Consider the following 19,324-nt stretch of genomic DNA (forward strand, 5'->3'; position numbering starts at 1 on the left):
GCCCGTGCCCACTAAGAACAAAGGAACAGTTGTGACCACCCGTACCCTTTACCGCAACGCCCGGATCTTCACCGCCGACGGTCCCGCGCTCGCCGAAGCATTGATCGTCGACGGCGAGCGGCTGGCCCAGGTGGGCAGCGAGGCGGCCGCGCGCGAGGCGCTGGCTGGTGCTTCTTTCTCCGACGTTGACCTCGGCGGCGCCTTCGTGATGCCCGGCTTCGTGGACGCCCACACCCACATGGTGATGATGGGCGAAACCATGCAGAAGGTGGCCCTGCGCGACGCCGCAAACCTCGACGAGATCCAGCTCCGGCTCAAGATGGCCGTGGCCGCCGACCCGGAGGCGCCGCGCATCCTCGGCAGCGGCTGGCTGTTTTCGGCCGTCCCCGGCGGTACCCCGACCACAGAGATGATTGACGCCGTCGTGCCTGACCGCCCGGTGTACCTGGACGCGAACGACCTCCACTCCGTGTGGGTGAACAAGGCCGCGCTGGCCGAAATGGGCATCGACGGGGACACCCCCAACCCCCTGGGCGGCATCATCGAGCGCGACCCGGTGACCGGTGAAGCCACGGGCCTCCTGCACGAAACTGCGATGCACCAGTACGCCTGGCCCACTCTGGCTTCGCTGACCTCGGATGCGGAACGCGACGCGCAGCTGGCGACTTCGTTCGAGCACTACCTCTCCACCGGCGTTACCAGCGGCATCGACATGGCCCTGGGGGAGGGCGAACTTGCGGCGATGCGCCGGGCACTGGAAGCCGGTGGGGGCACGCTGCCGCTGCGCATCAACGCGCACTGGCTGGTGGCTCCATCGGAGAACCACGAGGAGAACCTGGCCCAGGTGGCGCGCGCCGCCGAACTCAGCCGCGAGGTCAACACACCGTGGCTGCGGGTGGTGGGCATCAAGATCATTGCCGACGGTGTGATCGATGGCTGCACGGCCGCCATGAAGGAGCCCTACTCGGACGGCAGCAACGCCGACCTCATCTGGGCCCCGGAATACCTCAACCCAGTGGTGGCCGCCGCCGATGCCGCGGGGCTGCAGGTGGCCATCCACGCGATCGGCGACCTCGCTTCCGAGGTGGCTTTGGATGCGTTCGAGCACGCCAACGAGGTGAACGGCCCGCGCGACCGCCGGCACCGGATCGAGCACATGGAGACCGTCACACCGGAGAGCATTGCGCGCTTGGCGCGGCTGGGCATTGTCGCGTCCATGCAGCCGGTCCACGCCGATCCCGCGGTGCAGGAAAACTGGCGAGCCATGCTGGGAGATGAGCGCATCGACCGTGCCTACCCGTGGACCGAGTTCACCGACGCCGGCGCGGTGCTGGCCCTCGGTTCGGACGCTCCCACGGCACCGCACCCGCCGCTGCCCAACATGTACATCGCCACCACCCGCAAGTCCGCCCTGGATCAGTCGCTGCCCGCGAACCTGCCCAAGTACGCGCTTGAACTGGCCGCTGCGCTGGGCCATGCCACCCGCGACGCCGCGTTCTCCTGCCGCCGCGAGCACGAACTCGGCCGCCTGGCCCCGGGAATGCTGGCCGATTTCGTGGTGCTGGATACCGACCCGTTTTTGGCCGGGGTGGATTCGCTGCTTTCCTCTTCTGTGGTGCTCACGGTGGTTGGCGGGGAAGTGAAGTACCGGGCGTAGCTCTTGCTTGGTTCTTGCGGACCCGTCCTTGGCTTTTGCCTCGGGGCGGGTCCGCTTTTTTTTTGTTGCGCTTTCCAGCGATGTTTCGGGGCTAGGATTCAGCTTGTACATTCAGATCTGCCGTTCGCGTGGCAGCAATTCCATGGGGGAATTCATTTTGTTCAGTACTTCTTTGCGCCGAAAAGCGCTTGGCACCCTGTTGGCGATTTCCGCATTCGTGGCGCCCGCCGTCGTCATTGCGGCACCGGCGCAGGCGGCACCGACCGTCACAACCCGGGTGGCATCGTTCTCCGCCGGCCCGTCCACGGTGGTCCGCGGGAACGCCATCACGGTCCAGGGCCAAATGCAGGGCTACGGCCGCGCCTGGGTCAAGACCGGAACTGTCACCGCGGTGGTCTACTTCGACCCCGACGGCGCCAAGCCCAACGCAGCCGTGCGCACCCTGAAGACCAGCACCACCGGCTACTTCCGCACCACTTTCCCGGCCTCGGTTACCGGCAAGTGGTCGGTACGCATGCCGGCCGCCGGCGCACTCAAGGGCACCACCTCCGGCCAGGCAACCGTCCGCGTGGTCGCTCCCGCGCCGAAGCCGACGTCGGCCCGGCCCGCGAGCACATGGAACTGCCCGGCGTGGGCGCCGATCAAGGGCAACGCTCCGAGCGGGATCTATCACTTGCCGGGCCAGCGGTACTACAGCCGGACCACGCCGGAAGTCTGCTTTGCCACCGAACGCGCCGCAGTGCAGGCCGGCTACCGGAAATCCAAGGTCTGATTCAGGCAATGATCGAGCCGCCCTTCGCAACTGAGCCCGGCGACGTGGCGGTAATCAAGGCGCCGGACGGCAACGTTTTCGTCCTGGTGGGTGCCTGATCCGCCCAAAGCAATGGCCCGGTTCCCTTTCTAGTAGAGGGAACCGGGCCCTTCACGTGGCGGGTAGGCTTGTCGCTCGTGTACGTAGGTCATTTCGCCGCAGCGGCGGTCATTCTTGCCGCGGTGCCCGAGGCGCCCGCTCTGCCCATCGCAGTGGCCGTGGCCTGGCCCGACATCGTTTGGCCCGCACTGGTTTTTGCCGGCAAGGAGAGGGTGAAGGTGGACCGCAATGATCCACTGCAATCCCGGGTCGAGTTCACGTCGTACCCGTACTCCCATTCTTTGGTTCTCGGCAGCGCCCTCAGCCTCCTGCCGGCCCTGTTGGCCGGTCTCATCTACCAGAGTGTCCTTGTAGGCGTGCTTTTCTGGGTCGGCGTCCTTTCGCACTGGCTATTGGATGCGGTGGTTCACCTCCGCGACCTTCCTATCCGGGGCTGGGGCCGGGGAGATCGCTTCGTGGGGCTTGGGCTGTGGTCGCGGCCCCGCCTGGCGTTCGTTCTTGAGTATGCGTTCTTTGCTGCGACCGTCCTGGTAGTGGCCCCTTCGTCAATGCTGCCCGGGTTGTTGGGCGGCGGGTTATTGCTGCACCTTTTCAACATCAATTCCTTCTTCGGGCTCACGAAGCAGAACCCGGTAGGGACGCCGAAGCGGTTCGCCCTGCTGGCGCTCGTAGGTTATGTCTTCGCGATCATCTGGTTCACAATGTCGTGGCAGTAACCGGGGGATGAAGCCGTACCGAAGTCACCCACCTGCTTCGCTATTGAGCGCGCCGTGCAGCAGGCGAGCCTTGATGGTGATCGGACTACTGGCACTCATTGAGGGCCGCGCCTACCTCACCGACCCAAGAGCTCGGTGAGGTTCTATGCCCGCGGTGGGGCGAGGAGTTCCTTTAGGCAGCTCTCGTAGCCGGCCATGATGTCGTTGAAGTGCTGTAGCTGCAGGCCGCCGTTGACGGCGGCTGCCTCCCAGGCATTGGGGACATCATCGTCAAGGAAGCACAGCAGTGGTTCCTGGATAACGCCGTCGCGCTCCAGCGTGGCGACCGCCCACGGATGCGCTGGGCTGGCGACCCTGATGCCGGCGGCCGCGAGCGGTTCGGCGAGCAGGTTGCGGGTGACTACCCGCCACGAGGCAAGGTACGGTTCGCAAAGCTGCTCGACGAGCTCGCCGTCCTTGGAGTCGTACGCCCGCCACAGGTCATCGGTGAGCGCATCCCATTCTTCCTCCGGACGGACCAGTAAATGGGCGGCGCGGACTTGTGCTGTGAGGACATTGAGCAATGTGCTTCTCCTTTGATCGAGAGGCTGCCGAGTCGATTTCAGAACAGGCTAGTGCGCTTGCTTGCGATGTTTAGGCCGAAGGTCAGCCTTCGCACTCCACGCAGAAGCGAAGCCCCTCTTTTTCCCTGGCGATTTGGGAGCGGTGACGTACCAGGAAGCATGAGTCACATACGAATTCGTCGTTGCCCTGCGGAATGACGTGAACGATGAGCTCCTCCGCGACGATTTCGCCGCCGGGTCCGCCGGCGTCGAGTCCGTCCGTTTCATCCAGCTCCAGGATCACGCTCTTGGCCGTCGGGGCACCGGCCGACTGCAGTGCCTGCAGGGACTGCTCCTGCGACTCCTTTACGTCAGTGCGAAGTTCGTCGTAATCAGCTGCCACTTTTTAAGGCCTCACTTTTCTCAAGATTGAATACGGGAGTGAACAACGTACAGAGCGCCGTCGGAATTCCCTGCGGGTCCTGCCACGTGGGTCTGCGTGATGCGGATGCCTTAAACTGGTGGGACGGCTGAGGGAGGTGTGAGTGATGTTGCTCGATGCACTTAGTGTGGAGTTTTCCCTGAGCGTTGTGGCGTTGCTCTTGTGTGTGTTGTTCTTCGGCTCTTTCCGCCAGACCCGTTCCCGCTACAGTGGCTGGTGGTGTGTTTCGCTGGGGTGCTTGCTTGCGGGAAACCTAGCGTATCTTCTGACCGGAACCCCGCAGCAGCTCTGGGTGGTCCCATTGGGGAATTCCTTGGTGGTGGCGGGAGCGTTCTGTGTGTGGGCGGGCTCGCGTTCGCTGAGGGTGCTCCCCATTCCGCGGTGGCAACTTCTGGCCGCTCCTCTGGTCACAGCGGTGGCCTCGGTGTTGGAGAATCCGGCCTCCAACGAATGGTCGGGCGGCGCGGTGTATCTGGCGATGATGGCCTTGGGGATGGGGCTGGCGACCCGTGAACTTTGGCTGGTCAAGCCCATCGGTTCCTGGGTCAACCGCTCGCTGTCGCTGGCTGCCGGTGTCCTGGCCGCCTACTTCCTATGCCGCTGGGTCGTCTACCTGGCGGAGGGCCCGGACGGCCCGGTGTTCCGTACTTTCTTCAGCCCCACCGTGACCAGCGTCCTCACACTCATGCTGTTGGTGACGGTCTCATACAGCATGACGGCACTGAGCAACGAGCAGCTCATCAATGCACTCAGCGAGCGAGCCAACAGGGACGGCCTGACGGGCCTCCTCAACCGCAGGGCCTTCATGGAACTTGCGTCCCGCGAGGTCCGGCGCCTGGACAGCGGGGGGTCCGCATCCACCTTGGTCATGGCCGACCTCGATCAGTTCAAAACACTCAATGACACCTACGGCCACACCGCCGGAGATGCAGCCATTCAGGCGTTCTCCGCTGCATGCACCGGCTCAGTCCGCACTATCGACCTCGTAGGCCGGTACGGCGGCGAGGAGTTCGTCATCCTGCTCTCAGGTGCAGAACAGGAAACAGGCCAGATCGTCGCTGCCGAGATCAGCCGAGTCCTGGCGACGGCTCCAACCCCGCCCGGTGTCGTCTTTCCCACCGTGAGTTACGGTGTCGTCGCCAGCACTGACACCGGCGCCGATCTTGCGCTCATGATTGAAGCGGCCGACGCCGCCCTCTACGAGGCCAAGGCCCAGGGCCGGAACCGCGTCGTCACCGCGAACCCCGCGAAAGCAGTCAAATCTCCCGGCGCCAAGTCGGTGCGCGGGCCACGGTCATGAACCAGCCTTCGAACCATGGCGGTCCCCGACAGAGTTAGCTGCGACGATAGCGGATGTGGGTGGCCAACGGTGGTGAGTGAAGCACCTCGGCGGGTTCGAAGCCGAAGGATTCAACGCCGTCGAAGATGCGTTCACCGGAACCGAGCAGAACCGGCGCGATGTCGAGGGTGAGTTCGTCGATCACGCCGGCGATCAGTGCCTGCCGGACGGTCGAGGCCCCACCGGCGATGTCCACGCCTTTGTCCCCTGCGGCCTGGCACGCTGCGGAGTAGGCCGCGTCGAAGCCCTCGGTGACGAAGTAGAAGGTGGTCCCGCCGTCCATCTGGATCGGGTCATGTCCGTGATGGGTCAGTACGAACACCGGCGCGTGGTATGGCGGTTCGGCCCCCCACCACCCGGTCCATTCCTCATCCCAGTCCCCGCGGATCGGGCCGAACATGTTCCGACCCATGACGTACGCGCCCCGCGGACGCATGAGCCACTCGCTCGCGACCTTGTCGGCTTGGTTGGCTCGCGGGTCACCGATGTGCCAGCCGTGCAGTTCCAGCCCCCGTTTGCCCAAGGGGTCCTCGCGGCTCTGGTCCGGCCCCGCGACGAAACCATCCAACGAGATCGACATGTGGCAGGTGGTGTCCGGCATCGCGAACCTCCTGGGTTGTTGCGACCTCGGTGCGGCCGTGTGTGGATTCTGGGGAGCCTAGCACGTGATGGCAAACCCCTGATCCGGGGCAAAACAAAAGGCCCCGGTTCCTTTGAAAACAAAGGGAACCAGGGCCTTTCTCATTTGGCGGTGACGGTGGGATTTGAACCCACGTTGGCTGTTACACCAAACAACATTTCGAGTGTTGCACCTTCGGCCGCTCGGACACGTCACCAACTGGACTAGGGTACCGGAGGTGGCGGCGGTTCCCCAAAACGGCCCCCAAAACGGACCTAAAACGCCCCAAGGCAACCCTTCCAATGCCCGCGACCCCCGGCTAGATTCATGAGCAGGATGACTGATTCCGAGCACCGCAACGAAGCGCCGACGCCCAGCCAAGCGAAAGGCACCCTGGCCACCGCCTACTGGACCGTGGGCCGGGGCAAAGGTGAACTCCGCGCGGAGACCCTGCCCGAGCCCCAAGCCAACGAAGCCCTCGTGCGCACCCTCTATTCGGGCATCAGCAAGGGCACCGAACTCCTGGTCCACGCGGGCCATGTGCCGAAGAGCGTCGCCCGGACCATGCGCGCCCCGCATCAGGAAGGCGAGTTCCCCTCACCTGTGAAATACGGGTACCTCTCCGTGGGCATCGTGGAGGAAGGCCCCGCCGAATGGAAAAACAAAGCAGTCTTCTGCCTGCACCCGCACCAGGACCGCTACGTGGTGCCGGTCGATTCCCTCACGAAGATTCCCGACGGCGTCCCGCCCCGCCGCGCGGTGCTCACCGGCATGGTGGAGACAGCGCTCAACGCCCTCTGGGAGGCGGGTCCGCGGCTGGGAGACCGGGTCGCCGTCGTCGGGGGAGGGCTGCTGGGTGGCACCCTGGCAGCCCTGCTGCGGAAGTTCCCGCTGCAGCGGCTGGAACTGGTGGACGTGGAACCGGCCAAGGAACAAACAGCGGCGGCCCTGAACATCGACTTCGCCCTCCCTGAAGATGCCCGCGCGGATTGCGACATCGTCTTCCATTGCTCGGCCACCCCGGAAGGCCTGCGGCGCAGCCTGCAACTAGCCGGCGACGAAGCCCGCGTCATCGAGCTCTCCTGGTTCGGCGACACCCCGGTGTCCGTCCCCCTGGGTGAAGATTTCCACGCCCGGCGCCTCTCGATCACGGCCAGCCAGGTGGGCGTGGTGGCACGGGCCCGCCGTCACCGGCGCAGCACCGCCGAACGCCTCGAACTCGCCGTGCAACTGCTGCAGGACCCCGCGTTCGATCTCTTCCTCAGCGCAGACACGAGCTTCGCCGAACTGCCGCATATGATCGAGCACCTGGCCGCGCACGGAGACGGGAACTCCTGCCACGTGATCAGCTACCCGGAAGGATAAGCATGTTCAGCCTCACCGTCCGACGCCATTTCATGATCGCCCACAGCCTCCCGCGCGAGTCCTTCGGCCCGGCCCAGGGCCTGCACGGGGCCACCTTCGTGGCCGAGGTGAGCTTCCGCCGCGCGGAACTGAACCAGGACGCGATCGTGATCGACATCGGCGCGGCGGACGAGCTGCTCCAGCAGGTCCTGGACCGCCTGAACTACAAGAACCTGGACGAGCTTCCGGAGTTCGCCGGGCAGCTGACCACCACCGAGGTCCTCGCCCGGTACATCGCCGAACGAGTCGCCGAAAGGCTGCCCGACGGCGCCGCGCTGGCGGGGATCGACGTCGTCCTCCGCGAAAACCCCGACGCCTGGGCCGGCTACTCCCTGGACCTCCCGCAGCGCCGCTGAGACGATGACCATCCGCTTCATCGTGCCGGGCAACATTGAGCACCGTTCCGGCGGCAACCTCTACAACGCCCGGCTGGTGGAACAGCTGGAAGCGCTGGGCGCGCGGACCGAGGTGGTGATGCTCGACGGCGCGTGGCCGCCCGGGCTGGACGAGGACCGGGAGTCGCTCGCCTGGTCCCTGCGCGATGCGGACCTTGCGATTGTCGACGGGCTGATCGCAGCCGGTGCGCCGGGGGAGATCGCCGCGGCGGTGCAGGCCGGGACGCGCGTCTGGATCCTTTCGCACATGGCCTTCACCGCCCACGCGGACCTCGAAGCGCAGGCACTGGCCGCCGCAAGCGGGGTGATCTGCCCGAGCGCCTTCGCCGCGGCGAAACTCAAGGAACTGTACGGGCTGGAACGCGTCCACGTCGCGCTGCCCGGAACCCTGTCCGCTGACGCCGCCGTCGGATCCCAGCCCCCGCATATTGTCTGCGTGGCCGCGTTGCTGCCGAACAAAAGCCAGCTGATCCTCGTAGAGGCCCTGGCCGCAATCAGCGGACTGCCCTGGACGGCGGCACTGATCGGTTCGCCGGACGCGGACCCGGACTACGCCGCCCAGGTGCGCGCCGCCGTCGGGAAGCACGGGCTGAAGGGCCGCATCCGGCTCACCGGGGAACTCCGGGATGCAGGGCTCGAAGCAGAATGGCACGCCGCGGACCTCAGTGTGCTGGTCTCCGCGCAGGAAAGTTTCGGCATGGCCGTGCCGGAATCCCTGGCCCACGGAGTTCCTGTAATTGTCCGGCGGGGGACCGGGGCCGAGGAGGCGCTCGGGCCGTTTGGCGCCGGCGTTGCGGTGGATCTCGACGGCGGCCCGGACGCCTTGGCGGATGTGCTCGCCGCCTGGCTCGAGGACCCGGAGCTGGCCTCCCGCTGGCGTGCCGCCGCCATGACCCGGCGCGGGAGCCTGCCCAGCTGGACGGCTACCGCCGAGAGTGTCCTCGCGGTGATCAGGCCCTGAGCCGGGCGTCCGGCAGCGAAGGTGTTACTCCACTCCGAAGCCGGAGAACTCCCCGGTGGCCCGGCCGAGCGACGCCTCCACGTGCTCTACCCGGCCCGGTGCCCTGTTTGAGCGCAGCCAAGCCAGCAGCGCTTCGATTCCTTCGGGGGTGCCTTCGGCCACCACGAACACGGAGCCGTCCCAACGGTTCACGGCCTCCCCGGTCAATCCCAGGTGCCGGGCCTCGGCCATCGTCCGGTACCTGAAGCCCACACCCTGCACCCTGCCCGTGACGGTGGCCGTGAGCCGCACTAGTTCTTCCGTCATGCCGCCCCCGAGCCGTACGGACGCGTAATCGCCTCGAGCAGATGCCCGTCGGGGTCCTTGAAGTAGACGCCCCGGCCGCCGTCGTTGTGGTTGATCTGCTGTGGCCTGGTCCGCCCGGGGTCGGCCCAGTACGGGATTTCTTCGGCCGAGATCCTGGCGAGGATGCCGTTGAAATCCTCTTCGGAAACCAGGAAGGCGTAGTGCTGCGGTGAGATGTCGCCTTGGGCAGAGGCGAAGTCGAGGGCCACGCCGTGCTCCAGCGCCACCGTTATGAAGGACCACATCGCTGTCGGCGCTGGCAGGCCCAGGATCCGGGCGAGGAATTCGGCCGAGAAGCGCTTGTCCCGGGCGTAGACGATGGTGTGGTTGAACTCGATGGCCATTGATTCTCCTCTGACAGGACCATCTGACGGCCACACCCGCCCAAAATCAAGAGCAGTTGGCGTCTTCAGGCCCTCGTCCGCCCAGGCCTGAGCAGGGGCAGGAAGACGAGCAGGGCAACGAGCTGCGTGGTTACAGTGAAGACCGGCAGTCCCGCGGGGGACGCCGAGTACAGGGTGCCGATGATGGTGGATCCGGCCAGCCACGAGATCCCGTAGATGGCAGTGAAAATCCCGTAACCGGTGCCGCGCCGGGCCGCGGGAACGAGGTCCGCGACGGCGGCACGGAGGGTTGATTCGTGGATCCCCAAGGCAGCACCCCACACCACGGCCCCTGCCCAGACCAGCGCAGTGTCCGTGGTGAACGAGAGGAAGGGAACTGCGGCGGTCAGCGGCAGGGCGAGGAGCAGGCCGCACAGCCCGATGCGGTCATACAGGGCGCCGGACGCGAGGGCGGCGAGGGCGGCGACGCCCATCGAAGCGGCGTAGCTGACCGGGATCAGCGCCGGGGGCAAGACCTCCTGGATTTCCAGGTGGTAGGACACCACCCCGAAGGTCGGGAAGCCGAACATCGAGACTGCGGTGAATGCGCTGTACCACCAGAACCGCGCCGGAAGCGGTGCGCGCACCGCGGCTTCCGGTGGCGAGTCACCCCGGGTGGCGGCGCTAGGGGGCCGGGCGGCCTCGTCGTACCGTTCCGGAACCGGCACCGCCCGCCGCAGGAGGAACACCGCCATCAGCGCCAGGGCGCCGGGAATGGCCAGGGCGCCGAAGCCCAGCTGGTAGCCCGCAACGGCCACCATCAACGAGACCAGCAGCGGACCCAGGAGTGCGCCGGACTGGTCCAGCGCCTCGTGGATGGCAAAGGCCTTGCCCCGGCCCAGGCGCGAGCCGGCGTGGGACAGCATGGTGTCCCGCGCGGGCGCCCGGACGGCCTTGCCGAAACGCTCTGCGACCACCAGGGCGGACGCCTGCCACAGGGAACTGGCCAGGGCCAGCAGGGGAACGGCGATCACCGTCAGCGCATAGCCGGCGATGGTCAACGGCCAGTACTTGCGGGTCCTGTCGGCAAGGGGCCCGGTCCCGAGCCGCATCACCAGGGCGACCGCTTCCCCTAGCCCGGTGATGAAGCCGGTCATCGCCGCCGTGGCGCCCAAGGTGGCCAGGAACGGGCCCGTGATGGAACGGGCGCCCTCGTAGACGACGTCCGCAAGCATGCTCACCACGCCGAAGGCGAGCACAAAACGCAGGGGCCCAAGCCTGTTGCCCGGAACCCGCCGGGAGGTCATGGCAGGCGCGCTGCGGTTGAACGCGCTGCGGTTGAGCGCACCCCGGTTGAATGCACCCCGGTTGTGCCAGGCATCGGCCGGGCGGCGATCGCGGCGAGGTCCCGCGCGGCGCCGGGCGGCGGAGTGCTGCCGGAGAGCCACACCGCGCTGAGGCTGCGCCGCAGTTCCAGCCCGCGCACGGGCACCGCCACCAGTCGCCGCAGGGTGACGTCGTCGCGCACGGCGAGCGCGCTGAGCACGGCAGGAGCGGTACCGGCCGCGACGGCGGAACGGACGGCCGCCGTCGTCGGCAGCTCCACGAGGGGAGCGGCCGGCTCCGGGATGCCGGCCGCCGCCAGCAGGTGTTCGAGCGCGTCCCGGGTGCCGCTGCCGTGCTCGCGGGTGACCAGCCCGACGCCGGCGAGTTCGGCCGCGGTGACCGGCGCCTTCCGGCGTGCCCAGCGGTGCCCCGGGGCGACCACCAGGACCAGCTCGTCTTCCTGCACGACGGCGGTGCTCAGTCCCGCGGGAAGCTGCGGGCTTTCGATGAAGGCGATGTCGGCGTCGCCGGAGCGGACCCGGGCCGCTGCCGTTTCGCTGTTGGACACAGCAAGTTCCACGACCGTGGGTGTGAGGCCGAGGGATTCCTGCTGCCGGCGCAGCGCCACCAGCCAGTGCGGGAGCAGATGTTCGGCGATGGTCTGGCTCGCGGCGACGTGCAGCTGGCGGACGGCGTCGGAACGCAGGGAGGCGATGCCGGCGTCGAGCCGTTCGGCCGCGGCGAGGACGTCGGCGGCCCAGCCGGCCACGAGTTCGCCGGATTCCGTGAGCGAGGAACCACGGGGCGTGCGGGTCAGCAGGGAGGCGCCGATCCGGGACTCCAGCGAGCGCATCCGCGAGGACACCGCCTGCTGGGACAGTCCGAGCTTTTTCCCGGCGGCGGACAGGCTGCCGAGCTCGTGCACCGCGGCGAGCATCTCCAGTGCGGACAGATCGGGGATGCGGGAGCTAAGCACGGGTTCTCCTGGGTTCGCACGTCGGCGGGCCGGTCCGGATGGCCGGTCCGGATGGCAGCTACAAGGCTGGCTTGTACCCTGACAAGTGTATGCCCCCTACTTCGGCGCGTGCGGGCACGGAAGCATGGATGGCATGGGAATTCTGATGCTCGGTGAGGCGCGTCAACACAAGCTGCGGGGCCGGTGGCTCCTGCGCAGCCTGGAACGGCCGTCCGAGTTGTTCGCGAACCTTGGCCCGAACTGGTTCGCCACGATCATGGGCACCGGGGTCATCGGCACCGCGGGTGCCACCCTGCCGGTGCAGTTTCCCGCCCTGCATTTCGTGGCCACCCTGTTCTGGGCGGCGGCCTCGCTGTTGTTGATCCTGCTGGCCGCGTCCACCCTGGTGCACTGGGTCAGGCACCGGGACACGGCCCGCGGCCACCACCGGCACCCGGTCATGGCCCATTTCTATGGCGCCCCGCCCATGGCCCTCCTGACGGTCGGCGCCGGGACCCTCCTGCTGGGCAAGGACGTGCTGGGGGAGCGCCTGGCCTTGGGAATCGACGCCGTGCTCTGGGTGCTCGGAACCCTCCTCGGCCTGGCGAGCGCCTTCGCCGTGCCGTACTTGCAGTTCACCCGCCACAAGGCCAGTGCCGCGGATGCCTTCGGCGGCTGGCTGATGCCCGTGGTGCCGCCGATGGTCTCGGCCTCCACCGGTGCCTTGCTGCTGCCGCACCTCCCGGCCGGCGAGGCACGGACGGGCATGCTCATGGCCTGCTACGCCATGTTCGGGCTCAGCCTGCTTGCCTCGCTGCTCATCATTCCCCTCGTATGGCAGCGGCTCGCGGTCCACAAGAACCTCGCCGCCGCCACGGTGCCGACCCTGTGGATCGTGCTCGGACCGCTGGGCCAGTCCATCACCGCGGCCAACCTCCTCGGTGCCAACGCCCACTTCGCTGTGTCGGGGACGCTGCTTCACGCGCTGGAAGCCTTCGGCGTGCTGTACGGGGTTCCAGTGCTGGGCTTCGCCCTCCTTTGGGCCAGCCTGGCCGCCGCGATCACCCTGCGCACCGCCCGCACCGGGATGCCCTTCACCCTGGCTTGGTGGTCCTTCACCTTCCCCCTGGGCACCTGCGTCACCGGCCTCAGCGGGCTCGCCGCGCACACCGGGCTGGGCATGTTCAAGGCGATGGCCGCCGTCGGGTACGTCCTGCTGCTGGGCGCCTGGGTGCTGGTCGCCGCGCGGACCTTCCGGGGGAGCGTGCTCGAAGGGACGCTGTTCCAAGGCGTTCCGGCAGCGCCGGCGGCGCCAAACAGTTAGAAACGTTGAGTTCTCTATCCTGGCGGCGTAGCCTTTTTAGGGAACGCACCGGACTCTAATTCCGGCCGAGGTCCGCTTCAAGGTTCAAGTCCAAGGACATGGCATGGACAGCACGCAGCGCGCCAGACCCGCAATACCGCACGCGATCCGGGCGGCCCTGCCCGGGCTCCTCCTGGTGATGTTCCTTGGGGCCCTGGACCAGACCATCATGGCCTCGGCCCTTCCCACCGTGGCCGGAGAGCTCAACGGCCTGGACCAGATGTCCGCCATCATCACGGGCTACCTCGTGGCCGCTACGGCAGCCATGCCCCTGACCGGCAAACTGGGCGATGCCTACGGCCGGAAGCGGGTCCTGCAGGGCTCGCTCGTCCTGTTCACCGTTGGCGCCGGGCTCTGCGCCCTTGCCCAGTCCGTACCCGAACTGATCGCCTGCCGGGCGGTCCAGGGTACCGGTGGCGGCGGCCTGATGATCGCAGCACAGGCGGTGATCGGCGAACTTGTCAGCCCACGCGAACGCGGGAGGCTCCTTGGCTTGATCGGCGCCGCCTTCGTCGTCGCAGCGGTGGCAGGCCCGCTGGCCGGCGGTGCCGTGGTGGACCTGGTTTCCTGGCGCTGGATCTTTTACGGCTACATCCCGCTGGGGCTCATCGCCCTTGCCGTGGTCTCCCTGACCCTGCATTTGCCGCCAGTGCCCCGCGGACGCCGTGTGGACTACGGCGGCTCGGCCCTGCTGAGCCTGGCGATCGTCGCGGTCATCCTGCTCTGCAGCGGGGGCGTCCACAACGGACCGGAGTGGCTGGTTCCGGTGCTCGCGGCCGTCGCATCCGCCGCCGTCGCCGGCTGGTTGTTCACCGCCCGGCGCGTACCCGATCCCGTCATTCCGCTGGGACTGTTCCGCGACCCCGCATTCTCGATCCCCACGGCGGTCAGCTTCCTGATCGGCTTCACCATGTTCGCCTCCGTGAGTTACCTGCCCGCATTCCTGCAGGTGGGCATGGGCATGTCCGCCACAGCCTCGGGCGGCATGCTCATCGCCTTGATGGCCGGCATCCTGCTCACGACGTCGGTATCCGGTGTGCTGATCACCCGCACCGGCCGCTACAAGGCGTATCCGGTGGCCGGGAACCTGCTCGCGGGGCTGGGGGTCCTGCTGTTCAGCAGGCTCGACGCCGGCAGCAGCCCGTGGCTGGTCATGGCGGCCATGGTGCTCCTGGGCCTGGGAATCGGCCTGGTCATGCAGGTCATGGTGCTGGTGGTGCAGAACTCGGTGGAACGCCGCCACCTCGGCACCGCAACATCCACCGTTGCCTTCCTGCGGCAAGTGGGCAGCTCGGTGGGTGTCGCCGTCCTCGGCTCCCTTATCGCGGCCCGCTTCGCCGAAGCCGTCCCGCGCGACGTCGCGGCAGCCCTCGGCAGCCGCATCAACTCCCTTACCCCCAAGGCACTGGAAGCGCTGCCCGTGCAGGACCGGGCCGCCGTCGCGGAGGCCTTTGGCCGGGCACTGCCGCCGGTCTTCGGCTATGCCGCGCTGGTGCTGCTTGCGGCGTTCGTGGCCACCTTGTTCCTACCCGAACGCGAACTGCGCACCACCTCCTACTCCGACGCACCATCAGAAACCACTCCGGGAGCCCCGCAATGAAATTCACCGGTACCCTCGCCCAATTCGGAACACAGGACCTCCCCGCGGCCGGCGGGAAGGGTGCCAATCTGGGCGAACTGGCGCGGCACGGGTTCCCCGTTCCGGACGGCTTCGTTGTCACCACGGCCGCGTACTCCGCCCTGCTGAGGGACACCGGGCTGGGCGCGCAGCTCCAGGCGCTGCTGGACGGGCCGTTGCCGGACGCGGCGCTGCCGGACCCGGCGCTGCCGGGCGGGACGGAGCGCGGAGCGGGAAGCGGAACCCCCGACGCCGGGGCGATCCGTGGGCTGTTCGCCGCAGCCACGGTGCCGCCTGGCGTGCGGGCGGAGATCGCCGCGGCGTATGCGGCTTTGGGCGGCGGCGCTGTGGCGGTGCGGTCCAGTGGCACCGCGGAGGATCTGCCCGGCGCCGCGTTCGCGGGCCAGCAGGACACCTTCCTCAACGTCGTCGGCGAGGCCGAGGTGCTCGACGCCGTCGTCCGGTGCTGGGCTTCGCTCTGGACGGACCGGGCCGTGGCCTACCGCCAGCGCCAGGGGATTGACCCGCACACCGTAGCGATCGCCGTCGTCGTGCAGAAAATGGTGGACGCCCGGATTGCCGGGGTCATGTTCAGTGCCAACCCGGTCACGGGGGAGCGTGGCGAAATCGTGGTGGATGCGGGTGCCGGGCTGGGCGAAGCGGTGGTGTCCGGCTTGGTGACGCCCGAGCACTACGTCCTGGACGGCGAGGGCAACACGGTGTCCTTCACGCCCGGCGGGCACGAAGTGGTGATCCGCGCCGTGGCGGGCGGCGGGACGGCCCAAGTGGAACGCGACGAAGCACCGGGACCCTCCCCATCCGCGCCGTCGTTGACCGGGCCCGAGCTGGCGGAACTGGCCGCGTTGGCCCGGCGGGCCGAGGCTCTCTTCGGCCGGCCACAGGACATGGAGTGGGCTATTTCGGAGGGCCGCATCCAGGTGCTCCAATCACGTCCCATGACGGCGCTGCCGCCCCAGCCTCCGGTGCTCAACCGCATCCAGCGCCTGGTGGGCCCGTTCTTCGTGGAGATGTTCCAACAGCGGCCCTATCCGCTGGACGTCTCGGGATGGATGGAACGCGGTGTGTTCGCCATGCTCGGGCGGATGGCAGGCAGCGTTGGCGTGGTCTTCCCGCCGGTACGGGAGATCCTGCCGGAAGAGGACGGCGTGGTGGTGCAGTTGCTGCCTCCGGTGCCAAGGCCCACCCTCCGCACCATCGCAGCCCCTGTATCCGTGGCCCGGCGGGTGCACCGCTTCAAGCCGGCAGACTGGACCCGGGACAGCCGTTTCGCGGATTTCCTGGCCGAGGTGGCCCGGTTGCGGGAGCAGGATCCGGCACGGCTCAGCTGGGCCGGGGTGCTTGGCTTGGCCAGGGATGCCTTCGCCGCGATGGAGAAGATCACCGATCTGCGCGTGTCGTACCTGCCGGGCTCCTTCGTACCGCAGGGGAAACTGCGGCTCATGCTCCTGCTGTTGGGGAAACCCCGGCTCGGTTCCGCCCTCATCGCAGGCGCCGAAACCCGGACCAGCCAGGCCAACCGCGCCCTGGAAGAACTCGCGGCCGGGGTCCGCGGCGACGCCGTCCTTTCGCAGGCCTTTGCCGTAGCCGGCACCCGGGGGGATCTGGAGGGACTCGTGGACCGGGTGGAGCACGATCCGGCGTTTTCCGGGTTCCGGACGGCATTCCATGCGTTCCTGGCCGAATTCGGCCACCGCGAAACCATCAGCGTGGTGCTCAGCAGTGCGCCCACCTGGTCTGATGCCCCGGAGCTTGTCCTCGGCCTCGTCAAGGCGATGATGGCCGAACGCCCCGACGCCGCAGACCAGACCGGCGCCGCGCTGGCCGAGCTCAAACGGCACCCTGCCCTGCGCCTTGGTGCGGTGCGCCGCCTGGTGCTCGCCGCCGTCGACGGTGCCAAGGCCGGCATGGCCTTCCGCGAGGACAGCCACTTCTGCGCCACCATGGTGCTGCCGCCGCTGCGCCGCGCGCAGCTGGAACTGGGCCACCGCCTGGTGGATGCCGGAGTGCTGGACGCGCCGGAGGACGTGTACCACCTGCGTTTCGGTGAGCTGGAAGGGGTCACGGAGATGCCCGACGGCGGCGCGCTGCCGGCCTGGGTGCGCGAACGGTACCGCCCGCTGGTGCTTGCCCGGGCCGCCAAACGCCGCGAACTCGAAGGGATCCCGCTCCTGGACCCGGCGGTGCTGTTCGCCGAGGTCCGCCCTGCGGAAGGGGCGCTCCTCAGCGCCACAGGGGCCAGCCGCGGCCAGGCCTCTGGGGCCGTGCGCATCATCCGCGGGCCGCAGGACTTCGGCTCGCTGCTCAGCGGCGAAATCCTGGTCTGCCCGTATACCAACCCCTCGTGGACACCCCTGTTCCAGCGCGCGGCGGCCGTAGTGGTGGATGCCGGCGGCGTCGGCTCGCACGCTGCGATTGTGGCGCGCGAATACGGGATACCGGCCGTCATGGGAACGGGCAACGGCACCAGCGTCCTGCACGACGGCCAGCTTGTGCTGGTCGACGGCAACCGGGGAGACGTCAGGGCCGCCGAAGGGGCAGGGCAGTGACGCCCGCGCCTGGAGCCGACCACCGCAAGCAGCCCCGCCGCCGTGGCGCTGCCCTGAACAGCGCCATCTTCGAGGCAGTGCGTGCCGAAATCGCCGAATCCGGATATGCCGCGCTGACCATGGAACGGGTCGCCGAACGCGCGCGGGCCAGCAAGGCATCGCTCTACCGGCGTTGGCCCGGCAGGGCGGCGCTGGTGCTGGACGCCGCCTATGACGTGATGCCGAATGACAGCTCCGTGCCGGACACCGGGAGCCTGCGCGGTGATGTCCTGGCCCTCATGAGGCAGATCGTCCGCCTGCTGGACGGAGTGTTGGGGGAAGCGATGCTCGGCCTGCTGGGGGAATCCCTGCAGAATCCGGAAGCTGCCGCGCAGATCAGGGAATTCGGGCGCGGGAACATGGTGCGGACCATGCGCGAGATCGTCGGCCGGGCGGTGGCACGCGGCGAGTGCGACGCGTCCCTGGTCACCGAAAGAAGGCTGGAAGCAGGACCGGCGCTCCTGCGGCATCGGGTCCTTTTCTCGGGGCTGCCGGTCGGCGACGACTACCTCCAGGAGGTGGTGGACGACGTCGTGCTGCCGCTTTTCGGGGTCCGCCCGGCAAGGCGTCCGGAGACTTCCCCGGAAGGGTAAGCCGGCCCCCGTACGCCCTGCGCCCTATCCCCTGTGCGCCGCTATCCCTGGTGCGCCGCTATCCCCGGTGCGCCGCGAAGAAGTCCCGCAGCAGCGCCGCGCACTCGGCCTCCCGGACCCCCGGGTAGACCTCCACCCAGTGGTTGAGCCGGCGCTCGCGGAGGATGTCGAACACGGAGCCAACCGCTCCGGCTTTCTCGTCCCAGGCACCGAACACCACCCGCGGAATCCGGGCCAGCACGATCGCCCCGGCGCACATCGCGCACGGTTCCAGGGTGACCACCAGGGTGCAGTCCTCCAGGCGCCAGCCGTCCCCGCCCTCACCCAGCTCCAATGCGTGGCGCTGCAGGGCGGCGGCCGCCTCGCGGATCGCCACGATCTCGGCGTGCGCGGTGGGGTCCCCGTGCGCTTCGCGTTCGTTCCGCCCGGCACCCAGCACGCCGCCGTCGGGCCCCAGAACCACGGCGCCGATCGGCACATCCTCGGTGTCCAGCGCCCGGCGCGCCTCGTCCAAGGCAAGGCCCATCCAGGCCTCGTGTTCGGCGTGATACGGCTGGGAGGTGCTCATGGCTTCAATGATAGTTTTGGACGCATGCGCACACTCGTCGTGGACCACCCGCTCGTTGCCCACAAGCTCACCGTTTTGCGGGACAAGAACACCCCTTCGCCGGTCTTCCGCCAACTCACCGAAGAACTCGTCACCCTCCTGGCCTACGAAGCCACCCGCGACGTCCGCACGGAGACCGTGGAGATAGAAACCCCGGTCACCAAGACCACCGGCACGGCCTTCACCAAGCCCACGCCGTTGGTGGTTCCGATCCTGCGCGCCGGCCTGGGCATGCTCGAGGGCATGACCAAGCTCGTCCCCACTGCCGAGGTCGGCTTCCTCGGCATGGCCCGCGACGAGGAAACCCTGGACATCATCACCTACGCCGAGCGCCTGCCCGAGGACCTCACCGGACGGCAGATCTTCGTGCTCGACCCCATGCTGGCGACCGGCGGCACCCTGCGCGAGGCCATCAAGTTCCTCTTCAAGCGCGGCGCCTCGGACGTCACCTGCATCTGCCTGCTCGCCGCCCCCGAAGGCCTGGCGAAGCTGGAAGAAGAACTTTCCGAGGCCAACGTCAAGATCGTGCTGGCTTCGATCGACGAGAAGCTCAACGACAAGGCGTACATCGTTCCCGGCCTGGGCGACGCCGGCGACCGCCTTTACGGCGTGGCCGGCTGAGACAGCCCCTATTGTTTTCAC

At 68.0% G+C, this 19,324-nt stretch carries 20 protein-coding genes and 1 tRNA gene; 12 read left to right on the plus strand and 9 right to left on the minus strand.

The window, feature by feature from the left end:
- The first annotated feature begins 31 nt into the window (after window positions 1-31).
- From ACN9M4_RS03265 to ACN9M4_RS03275, 3 genes are all read left to right on the plus strand, one after another.
- Window positions 32-1,657 (plus strand): amidohydrolase, encoded by a 1,626-nt coding sequence (locus tag ACN9M4_RS03265; RefSeq protein WP_426302145.1) that lies wholly within the window; start codon window positions 32-34, stop codon window positions 1,655-1,657.
- Window positions 1,658-1,856: 199 nt separating this feature from the next.
- Window positions 1,857-2,429 carry a hypothetical protein gene (locus ACN9M4_RS03270; protein WP_426302146.1) on the plus strand — a complete coding sequence of 191 codons (573 nt, stop codon included), beginning with the start codon at window positions 1,857-1,859 and terminating at the stop codon, window positions 2,427-2,429.
- A 167-nt stretch (window positions 2,430-2,596) separates the two neighbouring features.
- Window positions 2,597-3,244 carry a hypothetical protein gene (locus ACN9M4_RS03275; RefSeq protein WP_426302147.1) on the plus strand — a complete coding sequence of 216 codons (648 nt, stop codon included), beginning with the start codon at window positions 2,597-2,599 and terminating at the stop codon, window positions 3,242-3,244.
- 143 nt (window positions 3,245-3,387) lie between these two features.
- Here the strand turns inward: ACN9M4_RS03275 and ACN9M4_RS03280 are convergent, their stop codons facing one another.
- Entirely contained in the window at window positions 3,388-3,807 is a 420-nt protein-coding gene (locus ACN9M4_RS03280; protein ID WP_426302148.1) for a hypothetical protein, read from the minus strand.
- Between the two features lie 82 nt (window positions 3,808-3,889).
- Window positions 3,890-4,189 (minus strand): DUF4193 family protein, encoded by a 300-nt coding sequence (locus tag ACN9M4_RS03285; protein ID WP_426302149.1) that lies wholly within the window; start codon window positions 4,187-4,189, stop codon window positions 3,890-3,892.
- Window positions 4,190-4,652: 463 nt separating this feature from the next.
- Here ACN9M4_RS03285 and ACN9M4_RS03290 point away from each other — a divergent pair, with 463 nt between their 5' ends.
- Window positions 4,653-5,528 carry a GGDEF domain-containing protein gene (locus ACN9M4_RS03290; protein ID WP_426302150.1) on the plus strand — a complete coding sequence of 292 codons (876 nt, stop codon included), beginning with the start codon at window positions 4,653-4,655 and terminating at the stop codon, window positions 5,526-5,528.
- A gap of 34 nt (window positions 5,529-5,562) precedes the next feature.
- Here the strand turns inward: ACN9M4_RS03290 and ACN9M4_RS03295 are convergent, their stop codons facing one another.
- Window positions 5,563-6,168 (minus strand): dihydrofolate reductase family protein, encoded by a 606-nt coding sequence (locus ACN9M4_RS03295; RefSeq protein ID WP_426302151.1) that lies wholly within the window; start codon window positions 6,166-6,168, stop codon window positions 5,563-5,565.
- A 145-nt stretch (window positions 6,169-6,313) separates the two neighbouring features.
- Window positions 6,314-6,403 (minus strand) — tRNA-Ser (locus tag ACN9M4_RS03300).
- A 119-nt stretch (window positions 6,404-6,522) separates the two neighbouring features.
- On the opposite strand from ACN9M4_RS03300, the gene ACN9M4_RS03305 reads away from it, so the two are divergent.
- From ACN9M4_RS03305 to ACN9M4_RS03315, 3 genes are read left to right on the plus strand one after another with little or no spacing between them, the layout of a single operon-like run.
- A complete protein-coding gene (locus ACN9M4_RS03305) occupies window positions 6,523-7,551 on the plus strand; it encodes a zinc-dependent alcohol dehydrogenase (RefSeq protein WP_426302152.1) in 1,029 nt (342 codons plus the stop codon).
- Window positions 7,552-7,553: 2 nt separating this feature from the next.
- Window positions 7,554-7,946 carry a 6-pyruvoyl trahydropterin synthase family protein gene (locus ACN9M4_RS03310; RefSeq protein ID WP_426302153.1) on the plus strand — a complete coding sequence of 131 codons (393 nt, stop codon included), beginning with the start codon at window positions 7,554-7,556 and terminating at the stop codon, window positions 7,944-7,946.
- 4 nt (window positions 7,947-7,950) lie between these two features.
- On the plus strand, window positions 7,951-8,946 hold the full coding sequence (locus ACN9M4_RS03315) for a glycosyltransferase family 4 protein (RefSeq protein ID WP_426302154.1): 996 nt from the start codon (window positions 7,951-7,953) through the stop codon (window positions 8,944-8,946).
- Between the two features lie 24 nt (window positions 8,947-8,970).
- Here the strand turns inward: ACN9M4_RS03315 and ACN9M4_RS03320 are convergent, their stop codons facing one another.
- From ACN9M4_RS03320 to ACN9M4_RS03335, 4 genes are all read right to left on the minus strand, one after another.
- Complete coding sequence (locus tag ACN9M4_RS03320) at window positions 8,971-9,252, minus strand: acylphosphatase (RefSeq protein ID WP_426302155.1); 282 nt, start codon at window positions 9,250-9,252, stop codon at window positions 8,971-8,973.
- Window positions 9,249-9,635, minus strand: a complete 387-nt coding sequence (locus ACN9M4_RS03325; protein WP_426302156.1) for a VOC family protein — start codon at window positions 9,633-9,635, stop codon at window positions 9,249-9,251. The genes ACN9M4_RS03320 and ACN9M4_RS03325 overlap by 4 nt, the downstream gene beginning before the upstream one ends.
- 65 nt (window positions 9,636-9,700) lie before the next feature.
- Window positions 9,701-10,921: an MFS transporter gene (locus ACN9M4_RS03330; protein ID WP_426302157.1), complete on the minus strand. Its 1,221-nt coding sequence runs from the start codon at window positions 10,919-10,921 to the stop codon at window positions 9,701-9,703.
- On the minus strand, window positions 10,918-11,916 hold the full coding sequence (locus ACN9M4_RS03335; RefSeq protein ID WP_426302158.1) for a LysR family transcriptional regulator: 999 nt from the start codon (window positions 11,914-11,916) through the stop codon (window positions 10,918-10,920). The genes ACN9M4_RS03330 and ACN9M4_RS03335 overlap by 4 nt, the downstream gene beginning before the upstream one ends.
- 133 nt (window positions 11,917-12,049) lie before the next feature.
- On the opposite strand from ACN9M4_RS03335, the gene ACN9M4_RS03340 reads away from it, so the two are divergent.
- The 4 genes from ACN9M4_RS03340 to ACN9M4_RS03355 all read left to right on the plus strand — a co-directional run bounded on the left by ACN9M4_RS03340 (window position 12,050) and on the right by ACN9M4_RS03355 (window position 18,075).
- Window positions 12,050-13,219, plus strand: a complete 1,170-nt coding sequence (locus ACN9M4_RS03340; protein WP_426302159.1) for a TDT family transporter — start codon at window positions 12,050-12,052, stop codon at window positions 13,217-13,219.
- Window positions 13,220-13,322: 103 nt separating this feature from the next.
- On the plus strand, window positions 13,323-14,858 hold the full coding sequence (locus ACN9M4_RS03345) for an MDR family MFS transporter (RefSeq protein ID WP_426302160.1): 1,536 nt from the start codon (window positions 13,323-13,325) through the stop codon (window positions 14,856-14,858).
- Complete coding sequence (locus ACN9M4_RS03350) at window positions 14,855-17,443, plus strand: PEP/pyruvate-binding domain-containing protein (protein ID WP_426302161.1); 2,589 nt, start codon at window positions 14,855-14,857, stop codon at window positions 17,441-17,443. Before ACN9M4_RS03345 ends, ACN9M4_RS03350 begins: the two co-directional genes overlap by 4 nt.
- The gene (locus tag ACN9M4_RS03355; protein ID WP_426302162.1) at window positions 17,440-18,075 is read left to right on the plus strand and encodes a TetR/AcrR family transcriptional regulator; all 636 of its coding nucleotides are present in this window, start codon (window positions 17,440-17,442) and stop codon (window positions 18,073-18,075) included. The genes ACN9M4_RS03350 and ACN9M4_RS03355 overlap by 4 nt, the downstream gene beginning before the upstream one ends.
- A 58-nt stretch (window positions 18,076-18,133) precedes the next feature.
- On the opposite strand, the gene tadA is transcribed toward ACN9M4_RS03355, so the two are convergent.
- A complete protein-coding gene (gene tadA / locus ACN9M4_RS03360; RefSeq protein WP_426302163.1) occupies window positions 18,134-18,643 on the minus strand; it encodes a tRNA adenosine(34) deaminase TadA in 510 nt (169 codons plus the stop codon).
- A gap of 24 nt (window positions 18,644-18,667) precedes the next feature.
- Between tadA and upp the strand changes: the two genes are divergently transcribed.
- Window positions 18,668-19,303 carry a uracil phosphoribosyltransferase gene (gene upp / locus ACN9M4_RS03365; protein ID WP_426302164.1) on the plus strand — a complete coding sequence of 212 codons (636 nt, stop codon included), beginning with the start codon at window positions 18,668-18,670 and terminating at the stop codon, window positions 19,301-19,303.
- Window positions 19,304-19,324 lie beyond the last annotated feature (21 nt).

Source organism: Arthrobacter sp. R-11 (assembly GCF_049913155.1).
GTDB lineage: Bacteria > Actinomycetota > Actinomycetes > Actinomycetales > Micrococcaceae > Arthrobacter.

Bases quoted from the DNA above. Each gene is read 5' to 3' on its own strand.
- ACN9M4_RS03295 (WP_426302151.1), bottom strand. From the start codon at position 6,168: ATGCCGGACACCACCTGCCACATGTCGATCTCGTTGGATGGTTTCGTC.
- ACN9M4_RS03305 (WP_426302152.1), top strand. From the start codon at position 6,523: ATGACTGATTCCGAGCACCGCAACGAAGCGCCGACGCCCAGCCAAGCG.
- ACN9M4_RS03310 (WP_426302153.1), top strand. From the start codon at position 7,554: ATGTTCAGCCTCACCGTCCGACGCCATTTCATGATCGCCCACAGCCTC.
- ACN9M4_RS03315 (WP_426302154.1), top strand. From the start codon at position 7,951: ATGACCATCCGCTTCATCGTGCCGGGCAACATTGAGCACCGTTCCGGC.
- ACN9M4_RS03320 (WP_426302155.1), bottom strand. From the start codon at position 9,252: ATGACGGAAGAACTAGTGCGGCTCACGGCCACCGTCACGGGCAGGGTG.
- ACN9M4_RS03325 (WP_426302156.1), bottom strand. From the start codon at position 9,635: ATGGCCATCGAGTTCAACCACACCATCGTCTACGCCCGGGACAAGCGC.
- ACN9M4_RS03330 (WP_426302157.1), bottom strand. From the start codon at position 10,921: ATGACCTCCCGGCGGGTTCCGGGCAACAGGCTTGGGCCCCTGCGTTTT.
- ACN9M4_RS03340 (WP_426302159.1), top strand. From the start codon at position 12,050: ATGGGAATTCTGATGCTCGGTGAGGCGCGTCAACACAAGCTGCGGGGC.
- ACN9M4_RS03345 (WP_426302160.1), top strand. From the start codon at position 13,323: ATGGACAGCACGCAGCGCGCCAGACCCGCAATACCGCACGCGATCCGG.
- ACN9M4_RS03350 (WP_426302161.1), top strand. From the start codon at position 14,855: ATGAAATTCACCGGTACCCTCGCCCAATTCGGAACACAGGACCTCCCC.
- tadA (WP_426302163.1), bottom strand. From the start codon at position 18,643: ATGAGCACCTCCCAGCCGTATCACGCCGAACACGAGGCCTGGATGGGC.
- upp (WP_426302164.1), top strand. From the start codon at position 18,668: ATGCGCACACTCGTCGTGGACCACCCGCTCGTTGCCCACAAGCTCACC.